Below are 22,090 nucleotides of genomic sequence, written 5' to 3'. Positions count from 1 at the left end.
GAAATGCGGAGGGGATCGTAGGCCAAGTGGCGGAAATCGTTGGTTGCAATTTTTTTCCGTGACTCCCGGCGCGACCGTGATTGCATAATTTGCACCTCTTCACCGTCGGGCGCTCGCGATTGCCTCGCGCCAGTCCGTGGATTAGGGCCGGGGAATGACGCAGGAATTTGGCGAAATCGCGGCATGGACGGTAGGCGACAACACCGTCCGGCTCTGGGGCATGACGATCGAGGAGCGCAATGCGCGAATCGCACGGGCGAGCGGCATCGCGGTCGGTCGCGAGGCGGGGCCGGGCGCCACCGTGCTCTCGAACGCGGCCTATGCCTTCGATCCGGCGTGGTGGCGGCATGTGCTGGCGAACCCCGGCATGGTGCTGTGTCTGGGCGGCGTGCCGGTGCTCGCCCATGCCCGGACGCCCGACGAGGCGCAGCGAATCGCCAAGGCGATGGAAAGCGCCTCGCCGATGGGGCCGCTGGCGCTCGATGGCGAGGGCGCCTTCACCCTGCTGCGCTACGAGGATGGCCCGACCATCGAGAACAAGTCGTTGCGCAAGCGCGAGACGCCGTTCGTCCTGCCGCTGCGGGCCGATACCGTGCGCCAGATCGAGCGGGCGAGCTATTTCGGCGCCTACAAGGGCGTCACCGATATTCTCACCAAGTACCTCTGGCCGGAATGGGCGCTGGTGCTGACCCGGATCTGTGCCGCGCTGCGGATCACGCCGAACATGGTGACGAGCGTCGGCGCGGTGTTCTGCGTGATCGCCACGGTGCTGTTCGCGCAGGGGCACTACTGGTGGGGCATGGCGACCGGCCTGGTGTTCATGGTGCTCGATACCGTGGACGGCAAGCTGGCGCGCTGCACGATCACGTCCTCGGCCTGGGGCAATGTGTTCGACCATGGCATGGATCTGGTCCATCCGCCGTTCTGGTGGTGGTTCTGGGCGACGGGCCTTGCCGCGTGGAACCTGTCCTTCGACAGTGCGACGTTCTGGTGGGTGCAGGCCGCGATCCAGCTGGGCTATTGGGTCCAGCGCGCGATCGAGGGCGTGTTCATGCGCCAGAACGGCGGGATGCATATCCATGTCTGGCGCCGTTTCGACAGCCGGTTCCGGCTTATCACCGCGCGGCGCAATCCGAACATGGTGATCCTGTTCGTCGCGACCGCGCTCCAGCGCCCCGACATCGGCCTGATCGTGGTGGCGTGGTGGACGGTGCTGTCCTGCGCGATCCACGCGGTGCGGCTGGTGCAGGCCTGGGCCTTGCGCGCGCGGGGCGGCAGGATCGTCTCGTGGCTGTCCGATGAAGGCGAGAAGATGGAGAAGGCGGCATGAACGCGACGCTCGAAAAGTTCGGCTATCCACACACGCTGGTGGCCGAGTTCGATCACTGGGTGGTGCTGGCCCGCCCTGCGCAGCCCACGCTGGGCGCGCTGGTGCTGGCGGCAAAGTCGGACGTCACGGCCTTCGGTGATCTGCCGCTCGAAGCCCACGCCGAACTGAAGACGGTCACGACAGCGATCGAGGCCGCGCTGCGCGAGGCTGTCGACTACGCGAAGCTCAACTACCTGATGCTGATGATGGTGGACCCGCATGTCCACTTCCACGTCATCCCGCGCTACGAAGGCGCGCGCGAATGGCAGGGACGCGCGTTCGTCGATGCCGGCTGGCCGAAAGTCCCCGATCTGGGGCAGGCGATTGCGCTGGAGGGTGAGGATCTCGCCGCGCTGGTCGCGTGGCTGAAGCTGCGTTTTTAGAGAAACGGCAGCGGCGCGCGGGCGAGGATCACTACCGCAGCGAAGGCCACCACCAGCGCACAGCGCAGCGCATCGGCGGGTGCCGAGAGCGGTTGCGGGCGCACCAATGTGCGGCTTAGGGCGATGACTTTTGCCATGCCCGCCGTTCTGCGCTGCCAGACCTTACCAAAATGCTAAGATCGGCTACTGCGCCGCGCCGCTGGAACGGCAGGGCGCATATTACGGGAGAGCCGTTTTTGCGACTCTCCCGCCTGATGCCTCAGCCTTCGATTGGCGAGGGCATCTGCTGGCTGGAGCAGTGGAACGAGCCGCCGCCCGCCAGCACCGCGTCGGCCAGCACGCCCACCGTCTCGCGATCGGGGAACAGCTCTGCGATCGCGGCGACGCCATCGGCATCGTGCTTCGTGCCATAGACCGGCACCACCACCAGCTTCGAGGTGATCGCGAAGTTCATGTAGCTGGCAGGCTCGATCCGGCCCCCATTCTCACTGGCACTCTCGACCCGACCGGGGGAAAGGACTTCGCGCACCGTCACGCCATAGGCCTCGGCGCGGGCCTTGGCATCGGCATAGATCGCCGCGTTGGGATCGTCGGTGCCGGTCGCGCGCGGCAGGGCGAGCGTGTTGGGCGCCACGAACCGGGCGAGGTTGTCGACATGCCCGTCGGTATGGTCGTTGATCAGGCCGTCGCCCAGCCACAGCACCCGGTCGTAGCCGAGATCGCGCTGGAGGCGGGTCTCCAGATCGTTGCGGGTCAGATGCGGGTTGCGGTTGGGGTTGAGGAAGACCTGTTCGGTCACGGCGACAAGGCCCGTGCCATCGCCGTCGATCGCGCCGCCTTCGAGAATCCAGTCCGCCACTTCGACGTCGAGCCCGGCATCGCGCGCCAGTTCAGCGCCGATCTCCTGATCGCCGTCCATCAGGTACTTGCCGCCCCAGCCGTTGAAGCCGAAACGCTTGGCCTTACGGTTGCCGAGCGTGTCGGTGACCACCAGCGGCCCGGTATCGCGCAGCCAGACATCGCCATAGCTGCGCACTTCGAGCGAGACCTTCGAGGAGACCAGCGAGGCGGCGCGCGCCCGGTTGGCTTCGTCGCGCACGACCAATCGCACCGGCTGGCCGCTTTCGGCTACGGCGCTGGCGAAGGCCGCCATCTGCACCTGCGCGTCCTCCAGGAAGCCCGGCCATTCGACCGGATCGTGCGGGAAGCCGATCCACAGCCAGTCCTGCGGGTGCCATTCGGGCGGCAGCACCCAGTTCACGGTATCATTCGTCACGTCAGATCGTCTCACTTGTGGCATTCTTACGGATGACAGCCGCCCGTGGCAGCTGCACAGGCCTTGTCGCGGATGGCGCGGAACTCGTCACCTTTGCGCCAGTTCGGCCACCAGTCGCTGTCGGCCATGGCGCGGCCGAGCGCATAGTACATTTCGGCGTCTTCCTGAATGCCCGCCCAGTTCCAGCTGTCCGAATATTCGTCCGACGGGGCGTGGTAATGGTGCTGGTTGTAATCCTCGCCGATCTTCTCGCCCGCGGCCACACCACCGTCGAACAGGTCGGGGCTGCGGGCGATGTCGAACATCGGCACGCCGCGCTTGGCGAAGCTGAAGTGGTCCGAACGGTAATAGCCGCCGCGCTCGGAATGATCCTCGGGCACTTCGGACAGGCCCTTGTCGGCCAGCACGTCGCGGAACAGGTCGGTCAGGTCCGACTTGTCGCCGCCGGTCATCGAATACGAGCGCGAGCGCGGCGCGGGCAGCAGCGCGTCCATGTTGACGCCGCCCACGGTGTGATCGAGCGGATAGACCGGGTTCTGCGCATAGTATTCCGAACCGAGCAGCCCCGATTCCTCCAGCGTCAGCGCGATGAACACCTGACTGCGCGCGGCAGGCCCGGCCTTGACGTTGGCGGCGGCGAGCGCGGTCAGCGCGGCGACGCCGGTGGCGTTGTCGACCGCGCCGTTGCAGATGCCGTCACCCGTCGCATCGGGGGTGCAGTGGCCAAGGTGATCCCAGTGCGCCGAATAGAGCACGACCTCGTCCGGGCGCTGCGAGCCCGGCAGGATGCCGATCACGTTGTGCGAGCTGGAGCGGCGGATGGTGTTGTCGAAGCCGTAGCTGATCTTAAGGCCCAGCGGCACCGCGTGGAACCCCTTGACCTTGGCAGCGGCAGACAGCGCGGCGAAGTCTTTGCCCGCATCCTTGAAGATCGCTTGTGCGACCGGCAGCTGCACCCAGCCGTTGGCCATGGTCTGGTCCATGCCGTCGTTGGCCTTCTGGACCGAATATTGCGATCCGGTCCAGCTGGAGTTGACGACGTTCCAGCCATAGGCGGCGGGGAAGGTGTCATGCACGATGATCGCGGCAGTGGCGCCCTGCCGCGCGGCTTCCTCGAACTTGTAGGTCCAGCGGCCGTAATAGGTCATGCGGCGGCCCTTGAACGGGCCGGTCTCGTCCTTGGCCTCGTAATCGGGATCGTTGACGAGGATCACCGCCGTCTTGCCGTGCATGTCGATGCCCGCATAGTCGTTCCAGCCGAGTTCCGGGGCGTTGATGCCATAGCCGACGAACACGAGGTCGCTGTTCTCGATCCGGGTCTTGGGCGTCACGCGCCAGCTGGCGGCGACGAAGTCCGCGCCGACCTTGAACGAGAGCGGCGTCTTGCCGCCGGTCACGGTCATCGGCGTGAAGTTCCCGGCGGTCATCTCCACGGTGGGCACTTCCTGCAACCACTGGCCGTGGTTGCCCGGCTGGAGCCCGGCGGCCTTGAACTGCGCGATGATGTAGTCGAGCACCTTTGGCTCGACCGCCGTGCTGGGGCCGCGTCCCTCGAAATCGTCTGCCGAAAGCCGCTTGGTCACGGCCTTCATCGTGTCCACCGAGATCGCGGGCGCGACGTCCGCATCGTCCTTGGGCGGGGCGAGCGCGGTGCCCTTGGGCAGCGGGCCATCGTACTTGCTCTTCTGGGCCAGCGCGGGCGTGGTGCCGATCAGCGCCAGCGCGGCAACGCCCGCCAGTGCCCGGCCCACAAAGGAGGCGGCGGCCAGAGAAGGAGAGGAGACATGCTTCATCGTGAGAAGAACCCGTGCTTGAGGCCCGGCAGGCGCGAGACTGGAATGCGGCCCGTCGACAGGACGGGCAGCGGATGCGGGACCGCAGCACACAACGCAGGGGACGACAAGAGTCGAGTGCGCAAGGAGCCATGCTTTTCCGCCGCGGCGTAGCGTCAGGCCGAAGGCGTTGTCAGGCCGAAGGCGCGTTGTCAGGTAGAAGGCGTGGCGGCTCTGGCGGAGGCCGCGATCAGGTCCGCACCGGGAAGCCGGGCCAGAGCGAAGCGCTGCCAGTAGGGCTGCGTCACGACCGCGCGGCACAGGTCCGCCCAGAACGCCTGACGTCCCGCTCGCTGCGGCCACGCGCGGCGGAGCAGGGCATCGGCTTCCTTGGCGTGGCCGGACAGCATCAGTTCGACGAGCGTTTGCACGGTAACCGGCGTGCCGGAGAAGGAGGGGCCGGGATAGAGGCTTTGCGTTTCCGGCGTGCCGTGCGTCCACTGGGTGAGTTCGCGGGCGACGGCCCGTTCGCGCCGGTCGAGGTCGGCGGAGCGCATGGGGCGGGTGGTCAGCGCTTTGGGATCGAGCGCGAAGTCGCCATCCCGCCACACCAGCGGCAGCGGGACGAGCGCGGCGCCTGCATGGGGTGCGCCGTTGAAGTATTCGATGTCGAAGGCCAGCGAGATGCGGGGGCCGTCAGGCGATGGCGTGACTTTCGCGGCATCGATGCGCTCGCCGCGCAGGCGCTTCACGACAGGCGCGGCGCTATCGGAGAAGGTCACGGCCAGCAGATCGCCATCTCCTCCGGAGCCGCCGTCGTCACCCAGCACGATGACATCCGGTCCCGCCCCGCCGGGAGGCCGGCTCCAGAGCACGCGGGTGGTCATATAACCCGCGCCGATCAGCGTTTCCTGCCCTGCATGGCGCAGCGCGATGGCCTTGCAGGTCTCGTCGATATCGCCGCCCGGCGGGCAGCGGGTGGTCAGCAGCGCATCGCTGCCGTGCTGCCAGAGCACTTGCGCTGTTGGCGGCGTCGCAAAGGTGACGGATGCTGCAAGCAGGGCAAGGGGCATGACGACGCGGTATGCGGACATGATCGACTCCGGGCGTTCGGGGAACAGCGAAAAGCTACGCCTGATCAAGGATCAGCGTAAGCTATCGCGCGAAAAATTCCGGCCCGTTCGCGGAGGAAATGGAGGTGTTTGCGCAAGCCCGTTTCCAAACCGGCGCGAAGCGGGCAGGACTGCGGTCATGACTGCCGCTGATACTGCCGACTGGGCCGGAGCCATTGCGCGGGCGAAGGCCCATGCCCCCTACCTTGCCACCGGGCTGGAGCGCCTGCCCGCGCTGGCCGGATTGCTCGCGCAGGGAGACTGGAACGGTGCGCTGGCGCTGGCCCGTGCGGCAGGCGAAGGCGCCTCCGATGTCGGCGTTGCCCTGAGGCGGGAGCGGCGGGCGCTGTCGCTGGCGCTGGCCATCGGCGATCTGGCCGGAGCCTTGCCGCTGCTGGAGGTGACAGGCGCGCTGTCCGACATGGCCGACCGTTCGCTCGACATGGCCATCGCCGATGCCATCCGCCGTCGCGCGCCCGATAGCGAGCCTGCGGGTTTCCTCGCGCTGGCGCTGGGCAAGCATGGGGCGCGCGAGCTGAACTTCAGCTCCGATATCGACCCGATCCTGCTTTACGATCCCGCGCTGCTGCCCCGTCGCGAGCGTGACGATCCGGGTGAGGCGGCGCAGCGCGTGGCGCGCAGCGTGGTCGAGACGCTCTCGCGCGTGACCGAGGAGGGCTATGTCTTCCGCGTCGACCTGCGCTTGCGCCCGGCGTCCGAAGTCAGCCCCTTGGCGATCCCGGTCGCAGGCGCGCTCAGCCATTACGAAAGCTCGGCGCTGGCATGGGAGCGTGCCGCGTTCATCCGGGCGCGGGCCTGCGCCGGAGACGTGCCTGCGGGCGAGGCGTTCCTGACGGCGATCCGGCCTTTCGTGTGGCGTCGCAGCCTCGATTTCGGCGCGATTGCCGAGATCGGGCGGTTGACCCGCCAGATCCGCGCCAGTGCGCGCGGGCCGGAGCGGGTCGGCCCCGGCTTCAACCTCAAGAAAGGGCGCGGCGGCATCCGCGAGATCGAGTTCTACGCGCAAGTTCATCAGCTGATCCATGGCGGTCGCAACCCGGCGCTGCGCCTGCGTGGTACGCGCGAGACTCTGGATGCGCTGGCCGATGCGGGGCTGCTCCCGGTCCGCGAGGCGCAGCTTCTGGGCGAGAGTTACGACCGGCTGCGGGTGATCGAGCACCGGTTGCAGATGGTCCATGATCAGCAGACCCATGCGCTGCCCGAAAAGCCGGAAGCGCTCGATGCCGTGGCCCGGCTCGATGGTCTGGCAGACGGCGCCGCGCTGCTGGGGGAAGTGGAGGCGATCACCTCCGAAGTCGGTACGCGCTACGATGCCCTGATCGCCCAGAGTGCGCCGGTAGCGCCCGGTGTTTCCGTACCGGTGGCGATGCCCGATCAGAGCGACCTTGACGAGGCGAGCACCGCGCTCGGCTTCAGCGATGCCGATGCGCTGGCGAAGCGGCTGCAAAGCTGGGAATCGGGCAAGATGCGCGCGCTGCGCAGCGATGCCGCGCGGGGCGCCTTCGCGGCGATCCGCCCGGCGCTGATCGCTGCACTCGCCGCTGCGCCCGAGCCCGAGCGCGCACTCGCCCGCTGGGAGCGGCTGCTCGACAACCTGCCCAGTGCGATCAACCTGTTCCGGCTGCTTGAAGCGCGCCCGGCCTTGCTCGATATGCTGGCGCACATCCTCTCGATCGCGCCGCCGCTGGCCGATGCCCTCGCGCGCCGTGCCGACCTGCTCGATCCGCTGATCGATGCCAGCGCCTTCGCGCTGCCCGGTGAGGTCGATCAACTGGTCGCCGACTTTGCGCGGCGCGAGGCGGGGGACGATTACGAGGCGGTGCTCGGTCGCGTCCGTCGCCGGGTGGGCGAGCTTCGCTTCGTGCTCGGCGTCCAGCTTATCGAAGGGCGCAACGATCCGCTCGATGTCGGTGCGGCGCTCTCGCGCATTGCCGAGGCGGCGATCCGCGTGCTGATCGACGCCGCCCGCGCCGAGTTCGAAGCGCGCCACGGCGCCGTGCCGGGGGGAGAGCTCATCCTGCTCGGCCTCGGGCGGCTGGGGGGGTATCCTGACCCATGCTTCCGATCTCGACGTGGTGTTCCTGTTTACCGGCGAGCATACGCGCGAATCGCAGGGCGAGCGTCCGCTGGGGGCCACGCTCTACTTCAACCGGTTGGCGCAGCGCGCGATTGCGGCGCTTTCGGTGCCGACGGCGGAGGGCGCACTCTATGAGGTCGACACGCGTCTGCGCCCCTCGGGAGAGCAGGGGCCGCCTGCCGCCAGTCTCGACAGTTTCGTGCGCTATCAGGCCGAACAGGCGTGGACCTGGGAGCACATGGCGCTGTGCCGGGCGCGCCCGCTCTACGGTTCGCCGGAGGGGCGCGCCGCGCTCGATGCCGCCGTGCAGGAGGTGCTCACCAGTCCGCGCGACCCGGCGAAACTGCGCACCGATGTGATCGAGATGCGCGCGCGGATGGCGCAGCACAAGCCGGGCAAGGGGGCTCTCGACGTGAAACTGGCGCGCGGCGGTCTGGTCGATCTGGAGTTCCTTGTCCACCACGCCCAGCTGGCGAGCGGGAAAGGCCTGGACCCGCGCATGGGCATGGCGATCGCGGCTCTGGTGAAGGCGGGGCAGCTGCCTGCCGATCTGGTGCAGGCTTACGGCGTGCTCGCGCGGTTTCTTGTCGCGGCAAGGCTGCTGGCACCCGATTCGCTCGACCCGCCCGAGGCGGCGCGGCTGGCCCTTGTGCGAAGCTGCGGCTATGGCGGCTGGGAAGAACTGACGGCCGCGCTGCGGCAGGCCCGCCGGCAGGTCGCTGCGGCCTGGCAGGCAGCCTTCGGCGAGACCTTGGAGATCGATTGACATGACCAGCTTCCCCGGCGTCGGCGACGCCATGCCCAACATCGCACTTGAAACCACCGATGGCGGGCAGGTCCGCGTTTCGGATTTCAAGGGCCGCAAGCTGGTGCTGTTCTTCTATCCCAAGGATTCGACGCCGGGCTGCACGACCGAGAACATCGACTTCTCGGCGCTTGCGGGTGCGTTCGAGGCGGCGAACACGGCCTTGCTCGGCATCAGCAAGGATTCGGCGAAGAAGCACCTGAACTTCATCGCCAAGAACGATCTCAAGGCCCCGCTTGCGACCGATGCGGAAGAAGGCGGGTTGTCCGACGCACTCGGCATCTGGACCGAGAAGCAGAACTATGGCCGCACCTACATGGGCATGGTGCGCACGACCTATCTGGTCGATGCCGAAGGGAAGATCGCGCAGGTCTGGAACAAAGTGAAGGTCAAGGACCACGCCGCGCAAGTGCTGGAAGCCGCAAAGGCGCTCTGACCTCCGCATGCGCGATGCCCTACCCAGTGTTGCGGGCGCGATCCGCGCGGCGCTGCTCGAAACCGATCCGCATGCCAAGGTGATGAAGACCCGAACGGTGGCGCGGGACTGGCGCATGGGCCGTCTTTCCCATCGTTTCGATGTGGCGATGCCGGACGAGCCGGGGCGGCCCGAGCGCCCCGAACTGCTCCCGCCCGGCCAGATGCCCCGGCGCGGCAAGGCAGGCGGCGGCCGCATCGCGCTGTGGCATTCGTTTGCGCATATCGAGTTCGTGGCGATCGACCTGGCGCTGGATATGGCGGGGCGGTTTGGTGAGGAGATGGGGGATCGCGCTTTCGTCAGCGATTTTCTGGCGGTCGCGGCGGACGAGGCGATGCATTTCGCGCTGATCGACCGGCATCTGCGCACGATGGGCAGCCAGTACGGCGCTTTGCCTGCGCATGGCGGCTTGTGGGAGGCCGCGAGCGCCACGCGCGCCGATGTGGCCGGACGTCTGGCGGTAGTGCCGATGGTGCTGGAGGCGCGGGCGCTCGACGTCACGCCGTCGACGCTCGAACGCGTGCGGGCAGGCGGAGACGAACGCGGGGCGCGCATCCTCGAACGAATCCTTGACGATGAGATCCGGCACGTCCGTTTCGGCGCAAATCATTTCGCCGCAGTGGCGACGAAGCGCGGCGAAACACCTTCGATTCTCTGGAAAACCCTCGTAAATCATTACTTCCGGGGTAAGGTTAAGCCGCCGTTCAACGACTCGGCGCGGGCCGCAGCCGGTTTGTCGCTGGAATTTTATGGCGATCTTGCGCCTGATTTTTGACAGCGCATAACTTCCAACATCGAGAGACGGCGGGGGTTCCGACCATCTCAAATATTTTCGCGATGCCGAAACGGCGTCGCAGCAGACAGCACGCGCCGGTCGGCTGCGGAATTCGCTTCCGCGCAGATCGCCGGGAAACAAGGTATTGCGAGTGGTCGTAACGAAGAATTTCGCCAAGCTCTCCGCAGTTTTGGGCCCAGTAGTTTCGGGTAGGGCCGTTTCGGGCAAGTTGGCCATTACCGGCGCGGCAGGCATGCTTCTGGCAGCGCATCCCGCTCTGGCGAACAGCAGCGCAGCAGACATTTCGGCGCCGATCCGTGCCAGCCAGCAGGCAGCACAGTCGGCCAGCGGCGGCGAGGACACCCAGTTCCGCCGCCTTTTCAGTTCCTGGCAGAACTACGAGGAAACCGGCTTCGTGGCCGTGAAGCCCAAGGCCGAGGTCGCCGGTATCGGTTCGCTCCAGCAGGTGTCGATCCCCTCGCTGGTTCCGGTCGATTACGTTCGCGAAAGCAGCGGCTTCGGTCTGCGTGACCACCCGATCCTCGGTGGCATTCGCGCGCACAAGGGCCTCGATCTCGCTGCCCCCACCGGCACCCCGATCCATGCGACCGCCGATGGCGTTGTCGGCCGCGCCCAGTGGGTCAGCGGCTATGGTCTGCTTGTCCAGCTTGAACATGGTGGCGATCTGGAAACCCGTTACGGCCACATGTCGCGCATCGCCGTCGCCGATGGCCAGTTCGTCCACAAGGGCGATGTGATCGGCTACGTCGGCCAGACCGGCTATGCCACCGGCCCGCACCTGCACTACGAAGTCCGCGTCGATGGCGTCGCTGTCGATCCGACCCCTTACATGCAGGTCAGCCTTGCCTCGTTCGAGAAGAGCGAAGGTGAAGCCAAGGGCGGCTGATCGTCACCAGTTTTCCGGTTAGGAGAGGGGAAGGGCGGCCATTGGCCGCCTTTTCTTTGTGGGCCTCGCGCCGATGCTGGCGTGGCTCCCTATCTTCGATGCGGGAAAAGCGGGGCGGCACAGGTGATGGCCCATGCCGCCCAAGGTAGGGAGAAGCGGACAGGCAGGACGCTCGGGTAGGAAACACCTGCGCTGCCGGCGATCCGCTTGTGCCCGTGCCCGCAGGCGCGGGCATTGATCGCGGTCAAACCGCTGAACTGAAACGCCTTGCCGATTCCCGGCGATAGGGATCGAAGCAGGCGGCGATGGCACGGGCATAGGGCAGCCCGGCAGGCGGGATCACCAGATCGCCCCGGTCGATCTCGCAGACACCCGCCAGCAGGAACGGCGCCAGCAGCGCTGCCGCTTCATGGGCGATGGCTTGCGGCATGGCGCTGCGTCCCTGACAGAGCAGCGCCTCTATCACCTCGCCGCGCGCGCGGTCCTGCGGGCTGCGAAGAAGGCCGCGCGTGGCGGGAAGGCGATCCTCGGCCAGCAGCGCACGGTATCGACCGGCGTTCTTGTCGTTCTGGGCGAGCAGGTCGGGAAAGCCGGAGATCGCCGAGGCGCCAAGGCCGATCAGCACCGGCGCGCTGTCCTCGGTAAAGCCCTGGAAGTTGCGCCGCAGCCGCCCGGTAAGCGCCGCCTGCGCGAGGGCATCGCCGGGCCTTGCGAAATGGTCGAACCCCACCGGGATATAGCCCTTGCCGGTCAGGTATTCGTGGCCGAACGCGGCCATGGCGAACCGGGCGGCAGCATCGGGCAAGGCGCTGCCGTCGATCCGGCGCTGGCGCGGCACGATGTGCGGGACATGGGCATAGCCGAACAGCGCGATCCGGTCGGCCCCGAGCGCGACGCTGCGGGCAAGGCTGTCCTCCAGATCGTCCATGGTCTGGCCGGGCAATCCGTACATCAGGTCGAAGTTGATCGAGGTGACGCCCGATGCCCGCAGCATGGCGCAGGACGCCTCGATCAGTTCGCCCGGTTGAATGCGGCCGATCGCCCGCTGAAGCTGCGGAGAGAACGTCTGCACGCCAAGGCTGGCTCTGGTGAAACCGATCGAGCCCAGGACTGCGGCCCATTCCCGGCGCAGCGAGCGCGGGTCCAGTTCGATCGAGAGCACCGGGCGTTCGGCGGCCTTGGCGGGAATCGCGAAGTGCAGCAGCAGCGCATCCATCAGCCGCACGAAATCGACCGGGGCAATGCCGTTGGGACTGCCGCCACCGAAAGCGATTCTCCCTATCCGTGCTTTTGACGGTAGCCGTTCCGCGACCAGCGCGATCTCGCGATGGAGCGCATCGAGATAGCGCGCGACCCGTTCGGCACGGTTCGCGGCGCCGGTATTGCAGCCGCAGTACCAGCAGATCGCCTCGCAATAGGGAATATGGACATAGAGCGAGACCTCGCCGTCGATGCTCTCGATGGCCTGGGCGAGCGGGGCCGAGAGGTCGGTCTCGGCGAACTCGGCAGCGGTGGGAAAGCTGGTGTAGCGCGGCACCGGCACGGCGAGCAGATCGGGATGATAGGTCCACATGCGGCATTGTGTCTCATGGCGAGGCCCTGGCTCGCATTGCGCTCGATCAAGTGGGCGCCGCCAAAACATCGCAAGTTTGCGGCGTATCAATTTCAGCGCGTTGCAAAAGGCGCAAAGGCCTTCGGGACAGCCGCTTTACAGGGGGAGACGCACGGTGCGGCCCCGGCGACTGCCACAGACAGTTCGGAAAAGAGAAGGATTATGCGCAAGATCACTCTGCTGGCCGCGCTTGCCGCCGCGACGACTTTGACGGCCCCTGCCCATGCGGGCAGCCCGGATGGCAAGATCCAGGTGAAGGTGCTGGGCAGCGCGGTGCTGCCGGACGGCGGGATCTCGAAAATCGAGACGCTCGATACCTCGACGACGCTGGGCAGCACGCTGGCGGGCATGGGCTCGGTCGGCACCAAGGCGAACAACAATGTCGTACCCACCGTCGCGATCGAGTACTTCTTCACGCCCGCGATCTCGGTCGAGACGATCTGCTGCTTCACCCAGCACCACGTCAGCGGGACCAAGGCGCTGGCGGGCACCGATCTGGTCGATCACGTGCTGATCCTGCCCGCCACGGTGACGCTGAAGGCGCATCTGGTGAACAAGACGCCGTTCAAGCCCTATGTCGGCGTCGGCCCCGCCTGGTTCTTTGTGTTCGATGAAAAGCCCGGCGATACGGCGCAGGCGCTGGGTATCGACAAGGTGCGCATGTCGAACAAGGTCGGCTTTGCGCTGCAGGGCGGTGTGGATGTCGCGCTGGGGCAGAGCGGGTTCGGCCTGTCGCTCGATGCCAAGAAGTACTGGGTGAAGCCAACCGCCTCCTTCTATGACGAGGATGGCACGCTGGCACTGCGCACACGCCACGATCTGGACCCCTGGGTGCTCAGCGCGGGCGTGAGCTACCGGTTCTGAGAGAAGGGCCGGTTCTGGCGCGACCTATGTGAAAACGGCTCCGGGTTCTGGTGAACCGGAGCCAGGCAAAGAAAAAGGGGGAGCCCGATGGGCTCCCCCTTTTTCGTGTCGGGATGGACCGTCTCGCTCAGTTCTTGCTGGCGAGGGTCTTGTTCCACCACAGCGCGATCAGCGTGGCGACCGCGCCCGAGAGCAGGTAGGCGCCCGAGGCCCAGAGGCCGAAATGGGTCGCCAGCGCCAGCGCCAGCAGCGGTGCGAAACCGGCGCCGACCAGCCAGGCCAGATCGCTCGTCAGGGCCGAACCGGTGTAGCGGTGCTCGGGCGTGAAGCCCGAGGCCACGACACCCGACGACTGGCCGAAGGCGAGGCCGAGCAGCGCGAAGCCGATGAACAGGAACAGCGACTCGCCGCCCGCACCGGCATTCAGGGCCAGCGGCGCGAGAATCGCGAAGATCGCGATGGCCACCGAGCAGCTGCCCAGCAGCGTGCGGCGGCCCAGCTTGTCGGCCAGAACGCCCGAGAAAATGACAGCGACGAGGCCAACGGCAGCCGCTGCCGATTCGAGCAGCAGGAAGTGGGTCGGCTCCTCGCGCGTGAACAGGAACGTCCACGAAAGCGGGAAGACCGAGACCATGTGGAACAGCGCGAAGCTGGCGAGCGGTGCCAGCGCACCGGCAACGACCGTGCGCCAGTTGTTCGACAGCATTTCGGCAACCGGCTCGGGCTGGAGGTCACGCGATTCGAACAGGTTCTCGAACTCGGGCGTGACGACCATGCGCAGGCGCGCGAACAGCGCGACGACGTTGATCGCGAGCGCCACGAAGAATGGATAGCGCCAGCCCCAGTCGAGGAAGTCGGCGGCCGGCAGTTCGGCGATCATGTAGGCGAACAGCAGGCTGGCGATCAGCAGGCCGAACGGCGCGCCGATCTGCGGGATCATCGCGTACCAGCCACGCTTGCCTTCCGGCGCGTTGAGCGCGAGCAGCGAGGCGAGGCCGTCCCAGGTGCCGCCGAGCGCGAAGCCCTGCAGCAGGCGGAAGATCGCCAGCAGAACCGCGGCATTGCTGCCGATCGTCTCATAAGTCGGGACGAAGGCGATCGCGGCGGTCGACCCGCCCAGCAGGAACAGCGCGACGGTCAGCTTGACGCCGCGACCGGCAGCGCGATCCAGCGCCATGAACGCGATCGAGCCGAAGGGGCGGGCGATGAACGCCAGCGCGAAGATGCCAAACGAATAGAGCGTGCCGGTCAGCGGGTCCACATTCGGGAAAATGACCGAGGGGAACACCAGCACCGAAGCGATGGCATAGACGAAGAAGTCGAAGAACTCGGAGGTGCGGCCGATGATGACACCGATCGAGATTTCTCCCGGCGAGATGTCGTGGCTCGACTTGTGTTCCTCCAGCCCTAGGGCTTCGCGGGGTGTCTGGGCGGTGGTCGTCATCGTTGTTGCGGACCTTGAGTGGCAAATATCGAAAGGTACGAATCGAGGCGCGTATCGTCAAAAGACGAGCGCCGACAGCGTGGCCCTATCGGCATTGACGAAGGTCAAGGGGATTGGACAAAATGTCCTATGTTCGCACCCGCAGCACCGGCGTAGCCGACCGCCATGCGCACTTCAGACTCGAGCAGGGGCAGTCGCGCCCTGCGATCCTTCCGCCTGCAGCCGCTGTTTGCGACCCTGGTCGCAACGTCCGCCCTCGCCCTGGGCGGATGTAACACGGTGGTTCTGCATCCCGCGGGCGATGTCGCCCAGCAGCAGGGCGACATGGTGGTCATCTCCACCCTGTTGATGTTGATCATCATTCTTCCGGTGATCGCGCTGACGGTTCTGTTCGCCTGGCGCTATCGCGCCTCGAACAAGGCTGCCAAGTACGATCCCCACTGGGAGCACTCGACCCAGCTCGAACTGGTGATCTGGGCCGCGCCGCTGCTCATCATCATCTGCCTTGGCGCGCTGACCTGGGTCGGCTCGCACATGCTCGACCCCTACCGCAAGCTTGGCCGCATCGACGCATCGACCCCGGTCGCCGCGAATGCCAAGCCGCTTGAGGTGGATGTCGTCGCGCTCGACTGGAAGTGGCTCTTTATCTATCCCGAGCAGGGCATCGCCACGGTGAACGAACTGGTCGTTCCCGAAGGCCGCGAGATCGCGTTCCGCATCACTGCTTCGAACGTGATGAACTCCTTCTATATTCCTGCCCTTGCCGGCCAGATCTACGCGATGCCGGGCATGGAGACGCAGCTGCACGGCGCGTTCAACCGCACCGGCACGTTCGAGGGCTTCTCGGCCAACTACTCGGGCGCGGGCTTCCCCTACATGCGCTTCAAGACGCACTCGGTTTCGGATGCGGACTTCCAGTCGTGGGCCAAGGGCGTGCAGGGGCAGTCGCTTGACCGCACCGCCTATATCGATCTCGCCAAGCCGAGCGAGAAGGTGCCCGTGATCCATTACGGCAAGGTCGACGCCGACCTCTACAACGCGATCGTCAACAGGTGCGTCGAGCCCGGCAAGATGTGCGAGAGCGAGATGATGATGATCGACCAGCGCGGTGGTCTCGGCAAGGCAGGCGTTCATAACGTCGCGATGCTGAACCACGAGCGCGCCGGTGCCAACGATCCCGCCACGCTCGCCAAGGCGCAGCAGGAGCTCGCCTGGGTGCGCGCCCTGTGCAAGGACAAGCCGGGCGAAGTGGCCGACAATTCGGTCGCCGCACCTGCCAGCCTGCGCCCGCTTACCGGTGCCGGTCTCTCGGTGCCCGGCCAGTCGCTGCGTAGCGCTGCCGCCGAACGCCGTTCCGAGACCGCCATGGCCGAGTCTGCAAAGACCGACGCCGCGGCTGCCTCGCGCAATCCTTCCTGACCTGACCCAGGACCGTATTCATGGAAACCGTAGTACATAATCACTGGAGCCCGTTACTGGGCCGCCTATGGTGGGATGCCCTTCCCACCGAGGCGATTGTCCAGGTCACCTTCATGGTTGTCGCACTGGGCGGCATCGCGCTTGTCGCGGCCGTGACCTATTTCAAGCTGTGGGGCTATCTCTGGAAAGAGTGGCTCACCAGCATCGATCACAAGAAGATCGGCATCATGTACATCATCCTCGGATTGGTGATGTTCCTGCGCGGCTTCTCCGATGCGATCATGATGCGTCTCCAGCAGGCGATCGCGTTCAACGGTTCGGAAGGCTATCTGCCGGCCTACCACTACGATCAGGTCTTCACGGCGCACGGCGTCATCATGATCTTCTTCGCGGCGATGCCGTTCGTGACGGGTCTGATGAACTATGTGGTGCCGCTCCAGATCGGTGCGCGCGACGTCTCGTTCCCGTTCCTGAACAACTTCAGCTTCTGGATGACGACGGCCGGTGCGGTTCTGGTGATGGCTTCGCTGTTCATCGGTGAATTCGCGATGACCGGCTGGCTGGCCTATCCGCCGCTGTCGAACCTGGCCTACAGCCCGTGGGTCGGCGTGGACTACTGGATCTGGTCGCTGCAGATCGCGGGCATCGGCACGCTGCTGTCCGGCGTCAACCTGATCGCAACCATCGTGAAGATGCGCGCACCGGGCATGACCCTGATGCGTATGCCGATCTTCACCTGGACCGCGCTTTGCACCAACATCCTGATCGTCGCCGCCTTCCCGGTCCTGACCGCGGTTCTGGCGATGCTCACGCTCGACCGCTACGTCGGTTTCGACTTCTTCACGAACGACTTCGGCGGCAACCCGATGATGTACGTGAACCTGATCTGGATCTGGGGCCACCCCGAGGTCTACATCCTCATCCTGCCGCTGTTCGGCGTGTTCTCGGAAGTCACCTCGACGTTCTCGGGCAAGCGTCTGTTCGGCTACTCGTCGATGGTCTACGCCACCGTCGTCATCATGCTGCTGTCCTACCTCGTGTGGCTGCACCACTTCTTCACCATGGGTTCGGGCGCGAGCGTCAACTCGTTCTTTGGCATCACCACGATGGTGATCTCGATCCCGACCGGCGCGAAGCTCTTCAACTGGCTGTTCACGATGTATCGTGGCCGCATCCGTTTCGAGCTGCCGATGCTGTGGACCGTGGCGTTCATGATCACCTTCACCATCGGTGGCATGACCGGCGTTCTGCTCGCCGTTCCGCCTGCCGACTTCGTGCTCCACAACTCGCTGTTCCTGATCGCGCACTTCCATAACGTGATCATCGGCGGCGTGGTGTTCGGTGTGTTCGCCGGCATCAACTTCTGGTGGCCGAAGGCCTTCGGGTTCAAGCTCAACAAGTTCTGGGGCCTTGTCAGCTTCTGGTGCTGGGTTGTCGGCTTCTACCTGGCGTTCATGCCGCTCTACGTCCTGGGCCTGATGGGCGTCACCCGCCGCATGCGCGTGTTCGACGATCCGTCGCTGCAGATCTGGTTCGTCGTCGCCGCCATCGGTGCCTTCGTGATCGCTGCCGGCATCGCCGCGATGATCATCCAGTTCGCCGTGTCGATCTGGAAGCGCGAGGAACTCAAGGACGTCAGTGGCGATCCCTGGGGCGGTCGCACGCTCGAGTGGTCGACCAGCTCGCCGCCGCCGGCCTACAACTTCGCGTTCACCCCGATCATTCACGATCGTGACGCGTGGGACGACATGAAGCGCAACGGCGTGGCACGTCCGACCTCGGGCTACCTGCCGATCCATATGCCCAAGAACACGGGCGCCGGGATCATTCTGGCCGGTTTCGCTACGGTGTTCGGTTTCGCGATGATCTGGTTCATCTGGTGGCTGGCTGCGGTCTCGTTCGCGGCGACCATCGGCTACGCGATCTTCCACACCTTCAACTACAATCGGGACTATCATATCCCGGCCAGCGAGGTCGAAGAGACCGAGCAGGCACGTGACCGCCAGCTGGCGGCGCTGGGAGCTTGAGCACCATGAGCACTGCAACCCAGATGAACCCGCATGCGGGCCTCGATCCGGCGCAGCTGACGGCTGCCTACTACGAGCTGGAAGAGCATCACCACGAAGAGGGCGCCAGCACGTCGCTCGGCTTCTGGCTCTACCTGATGAGCGACTGTCTCATCTTCGCGATGCTCTTTGCAGCTTACGGCGTTCTCGGCGGCAACTATGCCGCCGGGCCCGGCCCGCACGATCTGTTCGAGCTGCCGCTCGTGGCGATCAACACCACGATGCTGCTGCTTTCGTCGATCACCTACGGCTTCGCCATGCTCGCCATGGAGAAGGACAAGCAGGGCCAGACGCTGGCCTGGCTGGCGATCACCGGCCTGTTCGGTGCCTCGTTCGTCGGCATCGAGCTGCACGAGTTCGCAGGGCTGATCCACGAAGGCGCCACGCCCGAGCGTTCGGCCTTCCTGACCTCGTTCTTCTCGCTGGTGGGCACCCACGGCCTTCACGTCACCTGCGGCCTCGTCTGGCTGTGCACGCTGATGGTCCAGGTCGTGAAGAAGGGCCTGATCCCGCGAACAAGCGCCGCCTGATGTGCCTCAGCATGTTCTGGCACTTCCTCGACGTCATCTGGATCGGCGTCTTCACCTTTGTCTATCTGATGGGAATGCTGCGATGAGCGCGCACCACGACTCGCACGACCATGGCCACGGCCATGGTCACGACGATCACCACGGCGGTGCCAGCCACGGGACTTTCGGGTCCTACATGATCGGCTTTGTCCTCTCGGTGATCCTTACGGCCATCCCGTTCTGGCTGGTGGGCAGCGGGGCGATCTCGAACCACACCACGACGGCGCTGGTCATCACTGCCTTCGCCGTGGTGCAGATCGTCGTTCACATGATCTACTTCCTGCACATGAACACTAAGTCGGAAGGCGGCTGGACGTTCATGGCGATGATCTTCACGGTGGTGATCGTGGCGATTGCGCTGTCGGGTTCGCTGTGGGTCATGTGGCACCTGAACACCAACATGATGCCGTCGATGGCGGACATGGCGAAGCAGGCCCAGAACCTGCCCTGATCGGGCGGGTTCCTACCGACCAAGTTCGCACCAATGACCACTCCAACACGCAGGCGGCCCTGGGCTTTGACAGTCCTCTTGCTGCTGGCCGCCTGCGTTTTCGTCGCCCTGGGTATCTGGCAGGTCCACCGGCTCGCCTGGAAGGAAGCCCTGATCGCCCGGGTCGACGCCCGCGTTCATGCAGCCCCCGTCGCCCTGCCGCCCAGCGCGGCCCTCGATGCGGCAGCAGCCAGCGACGATAGCGACAGCATCGACTATCTTCGCGTTCGCTTTTCCGGGATCTATGACGCGTCAGGAACCGCGCTGGCGCTTGCCTCCACCGATCTGGGGCGCGGATACTGGGTGATGACGCCGATGCTGCTCGACGGCGACCGCAAGATCTACGTCAATCGCGGGTTCGTCCCCGACGGCACCAAGCCGGACAGTGCGTTGCTCGCCGTGCCGAACGATAAGGTTGAGGTTGTCGGCCTGCTCCGCTCGAACGAGCCCAAGGGCAGCCTGCTGCAATCCAACCGTCCGGCGCAGGACCGCTGGTATTCCCGCGATGTGCTGGCGATGGCGATTGCCCACAAGGTCGGCGCGGTCGATCCGGCCTTCGTCGATGCGCAGACGCCGGTTCCGGCCAAGGGCGCAGGCCCGGTTCCCGGTCTGACCGTGATTTCATTCCCCAACAGCCATCTTTCCTACCTGCTCACGTGGTTTGCCATGGCTGCGCTATCGCTCGCCGGCATTGTCGTGATCTGGCGCCGGCGTGAGCCGTGGTCCGCCTGACGCGGCCTTTTCGCGCGGCGCGCAGCGAAGCGCTGAGCTGGAGCAACGTCGAACTCCTGATGTGGCTGCGCTGGCTGGCGGTGGCGGGGCAACTCGTCACCATCCTGCTCGTGGAGACCGTGCTCGACGTTCGGCTGCCGCTGGTGCCGCTGCTGGCGGCGCCGGTGGTGCTGATCCTCGTCAACTTGGGCAGCATCGCGCTGCTCAATCGTCGCCACCGGTTCTCGCAAGGGGAACTCTATGCCGCGCTGACGATCGACGTCGAGGCGCTGTGCTGGCAGCTCTATCATTCCGGCGGCGCGACGAACCCTTTCACCACACTGTTCCTGCTGCAGATCGTCATCGGCGCGATCATCCTCGAGGCGCGCTGGTCGGTTCTGGTGGCGGTGAACACCAGCCTGTGCATGCTGCTGCTGCTCTTCGCGCACGTACCGCTGGATTTCCCGAACACGCACGCAAACGAGCCTTTCGGGCTCTACCTTGTCGGCAGCCTGCTGTGCTTCCTGCTGTCAGCCGTGTTGCTGGTCGTGTTCGTCGGCCAGCTTAATCGCAACCGCCGAACCAGCGAGCGCGAACTGTCGAAGCTGCGCCAGCAGGCGACCGAGGAGGCGCATATCGTGCGCATGGGCCTGCTCGCATCGGGCGCGGCGCATGAACTGGGCACCCCGCTGTCCTCGCTCTCGGTCGTGCTCGGAGACTGGAGCCGCATTCCGGCCATCGCCCAGGAGCCGGACCTTCTGGCCGACATCGCCGACATGCAGCGCGAACTCCAGCGCTGCAAGGCGGTGGTTGGCAGCATCCTGATGTCCGCCGGTGAGCTTCGCGGCGAAGACCCGCAGGTCGAGGGACTGCGTTCCTTGCTGGGCGATATCGTCACGGAATGGCGCCCGCGCGCCGGTGGCATCTTCCTGTACGAGGACGGCCTTGGCGAGGATCTCGACGTGATTTCCGATCCGGGCCTCCAGCAGGTGATCGGCAACGTGCTGGACAACGCGCTGGAGGCCTCGCCTGCCTATGTGCGGATGGCGGCGGTGCGCGAAGGGACCGAAGGGCTGGGCGATCTCGTGATCACGGTGGAGGATCGCGGGCCGGGCTTTTCGGCATCGGTGATCGGGCGGATCGGCCAGCCTTACATCTCGACCAAGGGATCGGAGGGGCGCGGCGTGGGCCTGTTCCTGACGGCCAACGTCCTGCGCACGCTCGGCGGCCGACTGGCGGTTGCAAATCGCGCAGAGGGTGGTGCGCAAGTACGGCTCACGATTCCGCTTGAAGCCATTGCATGGCAACCCGCAGAGGCGCAGAGGCGCAAGACATGACCGACGACAAACCCCGCCTTCTCATCATCGAGGACGACGCCACGCTGGCGCGCACTCTGGCGCGCTCCTTCGAGCGGCGCGGATACGTGGTCTCCACGGCGGCGAGCCCGGACGAGGCCGCGCGGCTGCTGGAAACCGGAAGCTTCGATTTCGCCGTGGTCGATCTCAAGCTGGGCGCCGCGTCGGGCCTCACTTGTGTCGAGATGCTGCACGCCCATGACCCGGAAACGCGCATCGTTGTGCTGACCGGCTTTGCCAGCATCGCCACCGCCGTCGAAGCGATCAAGCTGGGGGCCTCGCACTATCTGGCGAAGCCTTCGAACACCGATGATATCGAACAGGCCTTCGGCATGCGGGAGGGCAACACCGCCGTTCCGGTCGAAGGGCGGCGCAGCTCGATCAAGACGCTGGAATGGGAATATATCCACCAGGTCCTGGCCGAGTGCGACTTCAACATCTCCGAGGCGGCGCGTCGGCTCGGAATGCATCGCCGCACGCTGGCGCGCAAGCTCGAGAAGCGGCAGGTCTAGGGCCGATCGACATTCAGCCCTGACGGCCTGCAAGTGGCGATTTCCCAAGCTTCCGGTACTCACGTAAAGAAAGTAC

General features: G+C 65.8%; 18 protein-coding genes and 2 pseudogenes. 14 read left to right on the top strand and 6 right to left on the bottom strand.

Going from position 1 to position 22,090, the window contains the following annotated elements:
* The first annotated feature begins 154 nt into the window (after positions 1–154).
* Both CI805_RS02265 and CI805_RS02260 read left to right on the top strand, forming a co-directional pair.
* Positions 155–1,330 carry a CDP-alcohol phosphatidyltransferase family protein gene (locus CI805_RS02265; RefSeq protein WP_260925741.1) on the top strand — a complete coding sequence of 392 codons (1,176 nt, stop codon included), beginning with the start codon at positions 155–157 and terminating at the stop codon, positions 1,328–1,330.
* Complete coding sequence (locus CI805_RS02260; protein ID WP_260925738.1) at positions 1,327–1,752, top strand: HIT family protein; 426 nt, start codon at positions 1,327–1,329, stop codon at positions 1,750–1,752. The genes CI805_RS02265 and CI805_RS02260 overlap by 4 nt, the downstream gene beginning before the upstream one ends.
* Here the strand turns inward: CI805_RS02260 and CI805_RS02255 are convergent.
* From CI805_RS02255 to CI805_RS02240, 4 genes are all read right to left on the bottom strand, one after another.
* Positions 1,749–1,889, bottom strand: coding sequence for a hypothetical protein (locus tag CI805_RS02255; protein WP_260925735.1), 141 nt, complete (start codon positions 1,887–1,889; stop codon positions 1,749–1,751). The two genes, CI805_RS02260 and CI805_RS02255, sit on opposite strands and share 4 nt — an antisense overlap.
* Positions 1,890–2,011: 122 nt before the next feature.
* On the bottom strand, positions 2,012–3,028 hold the full coding sequence (locus CI805_RS02250; protein WP_409934919.1) for an agmatine deiminase family protein: 1,017 nt from the start codon (positions 3,026–3,028) through the stop codon (positions 2,012–2,014).
* A gap of 26 nt (positions 3,029–3,054) precedes the next feature.
* Positions 3,055–4,821: a M28 family metallopeptidase gene (locus CI805_RS02245; protein ID WP_260925731.1), complete on the bottom strand. Its 1,767-nt coding sequence runs from the start codon at positions 4,819–4,821 to the stop codon at positions 3,055–3,057.
* A gap of 191 nt (positions 4,822–5,012) precedes the next feature.
* Complete coding sequence (locus tag CI805_RS02240) at positions 5,013–5,894, bottom strand: hypothetical protein (protein WP_260925729.1); 882 nt, start codon at positions 5,892–5,894, stop codon at positions 5,013–5,015.
* 157 nt (positions 5,895–6,051) lie between these two features.
* On the opposite strand from CI805_RS02240, the pseudogene CI805_RS02235 reads away from it, so the two are divergent.
* The 4 genes and pseudogenes from CI805_RS02235 to CI805_RS02220 all read left to right on the top strand — a co-directional run bounded on the left by CI805_RS02235 (position 6,052) and on the right by CI805_RS02220 (position 10,972).
* Positions 6,052–8,776: pseudogene (locus tag CI805_RS02235) on the top strand (bifunctional [glutamine synthetase] adenylyltransferase/[glutamine synthetase]-adenylyl-L-tyrosine phosphorylase).
* Position 8,777: 1 nt separating this feature from the next.
* The gene (locus CI805_RS02230; protein ID WP_260925727.1) at positions 8,778–9,251 is read left to right on the top strand and encodes a peroxiredoxin; all 474 of its coding nucleotides are present in this window, start codon (positions 8,778–8,780) and stop codon (positions 9,249–9,251) included.
* A gap of 7 nt (positions 9,252–9,258) precedes the next feature.
* The gene (locus tag CI805_RS02225) at positions 9,259–10,065 is read left to right on the top strand and encodes a ferritin-like domain-containing protein (protein WP_260925725.1); all 807 of its coding nucleotides are present in this window, start codon (positions 9,259–9,261) and stop codon (positions 10,063–10,065) included.
* Between the two features lie 253 nt (positions 10,066–10,318).
* A complete protein-coding gene (locus tag CI805_RS02220) occupies positions 10,319–10,972 on the top strand; it encodes a M23 family metallopeptidase (protein ID WP_260925723.1) in 654 nt (217 codons plus the stop codon).
* A 244-nt stretch (positions 10,973–11,216) separates the two neighbouring features.
* On the opposite strand, the gene hemN is transcribed toward CI805_RS02220, so the two are convergent.
* The gene (gene hemN / locus CI805_RS02215; RefSeq protein ID WP_260925721.1) at positions 11,217–12,545 is read right to left on the bottom strand and encodes an oxygen-independent coproporphyrinogen III oxidase; all 1,329 of its coding nucleotides are present in this window, start codon (positions 12,543–12,545) and stop codon (positions 11,217–11,219) included.
* A 201-nt stretch (positions 12,546–12,746) separates the two neighbouring features.
* Between hemN and CI805_RS02210 the strand changes: the two genes are divergently transcribed.
* The gene (locus tag CI805_RS02210) at positions 12,747–13,448 is read left to right on the top strand and encodes an OmpW/AlkL family protein (RefSeq protein ID WP_260925719.1); all 702 of its coding nucleotides are present in this window, start codon (positions 12,747–12,749) and stop codon (positions 13,446–13,448) included.
* Between the two features lie 127 nt (positions 13,449–13,575).
* Here CI805_RS02210 and CI805_RS02205 read toward each other — a convergent pair whose 3' ends face one another.
* The gene (locus tag CI805_RS02205; protein WP_260925716.1) at positions 13,576–14,892 is read right to left on the bottom strand and encodes an MFS transporter; all 1,317 of its coding nucleotides are present in this window, start codon (positions 14,890–14,892) and stop codon (positions 13,576–13,578) included.
* 279 nt (positions 14,893–15,171) lie between these two features.
* On the opposite strand from CI805_RS02205, the gene cyoA reads away from it, so the two are divergent.
* From cyoA to CI805_RS02170, 7 genes and pseudogenes are all read left to right on the top strand, one after another.
* Positions 15,172–16,311 carry a ubiquinol oxidase subunit II gene (gene cyoA, locus CI805_RS02200; protein WP_409934918.1) on the top strand — a complete coding sequence of 380 codons (1,140 nt, stop codon included), beginning with the start codon at positions 15,172–15,174 and terminating at the stop codon, positions 16,309–16,311.
* Between the two features lie 20 nt (positions 16,312–16,331).
* Positions 16,332–18,338 carry a cytochrome o ubiquinol oxidase subunit I gene (cyoB, locus tag CI805_RS02195; protein WP_260925712.1) on the top strand — a complete coding sequence of 669 codons (2,007 nt, stop codon included), beginning with the start codon at positions 16,332–16,334 and terminating at the stop codon, positions 18,336–18,338.
* A 23-nt stretch (positions 18,339–18,361) separates the two neighbouring features.
* Positions 18,362–18,993 (top strand): annotated as a pseudogene (gene cyoC / locus CI805_RS02190) (cytochrome o ubiquinol oxidase subunit III).
* A complete protein-coding gene (gene cyoD / locus CI805_RS02185; RefSeq protein ID WP_260925711.1) occupies positions 18,990–19,397 on the top strand; it encodes a cytochrome o ubiquinol oxidase subunit IV in 408 nt (135 codons plus the stop codon). Before cyoC ends, cyoD begins: the two are co-directional and overlap by 4 nt.
* Before the next feature lie 66 nt (positions 19,398–19,463).
* Positions 19,464–20,168, top strand: coding sequence for an SURF1 family protein (locus CI805_RS02180; protein WP_260925709.1), 705 nt, complete (start codon positions 19,464–19,466; stop codon positions 20,166–20,168).
* The gene (locus tag CI805_RS02175; protein WP_260925706.1) at positions 20,156–21,484 is read left to right on the top strand and encodes an ATP-binding protein; all 1,329 of its coding nucleotides are present in this window, start codon (positions 20,156–20,158) and stop codon (positions 21,482–21,484) included. The genes CI805_RS02180 and CI805_RS02175 overlap by 13 nt, the downstream gene beginning before the upstream one ends.
* On the top strand, positions 21,481–22,014 hold the full coding sequence (locus CI805_RS02170; RefSeq protein ID WP_260925704.1) for a response regulator transcription factor: 534 nt from the start codon (positions 21,481–21,483) through the stop codon (positions 22,012–22,014). The genes CI805_RS02175 and CI805_RS02170 overlap by 4 nt, the downstream gene beginning before the upstream one ends.
* Positions 22,015–22,090: the final 76 nt, after the last annotated feature.

The organism is Novosphingobium sp. 9, assembly GCF_025340265.1.
GTDB lineage: Bacteria > Pseudomonadota > Alphaproteobacteria > Sphingomonadales > Sphingomonadaceae > Novosphingobium.
Note: the sequence above shows the minus strand (reverse complement) of the source record. Positions and strands in the feature narration are given on the sequence as shown.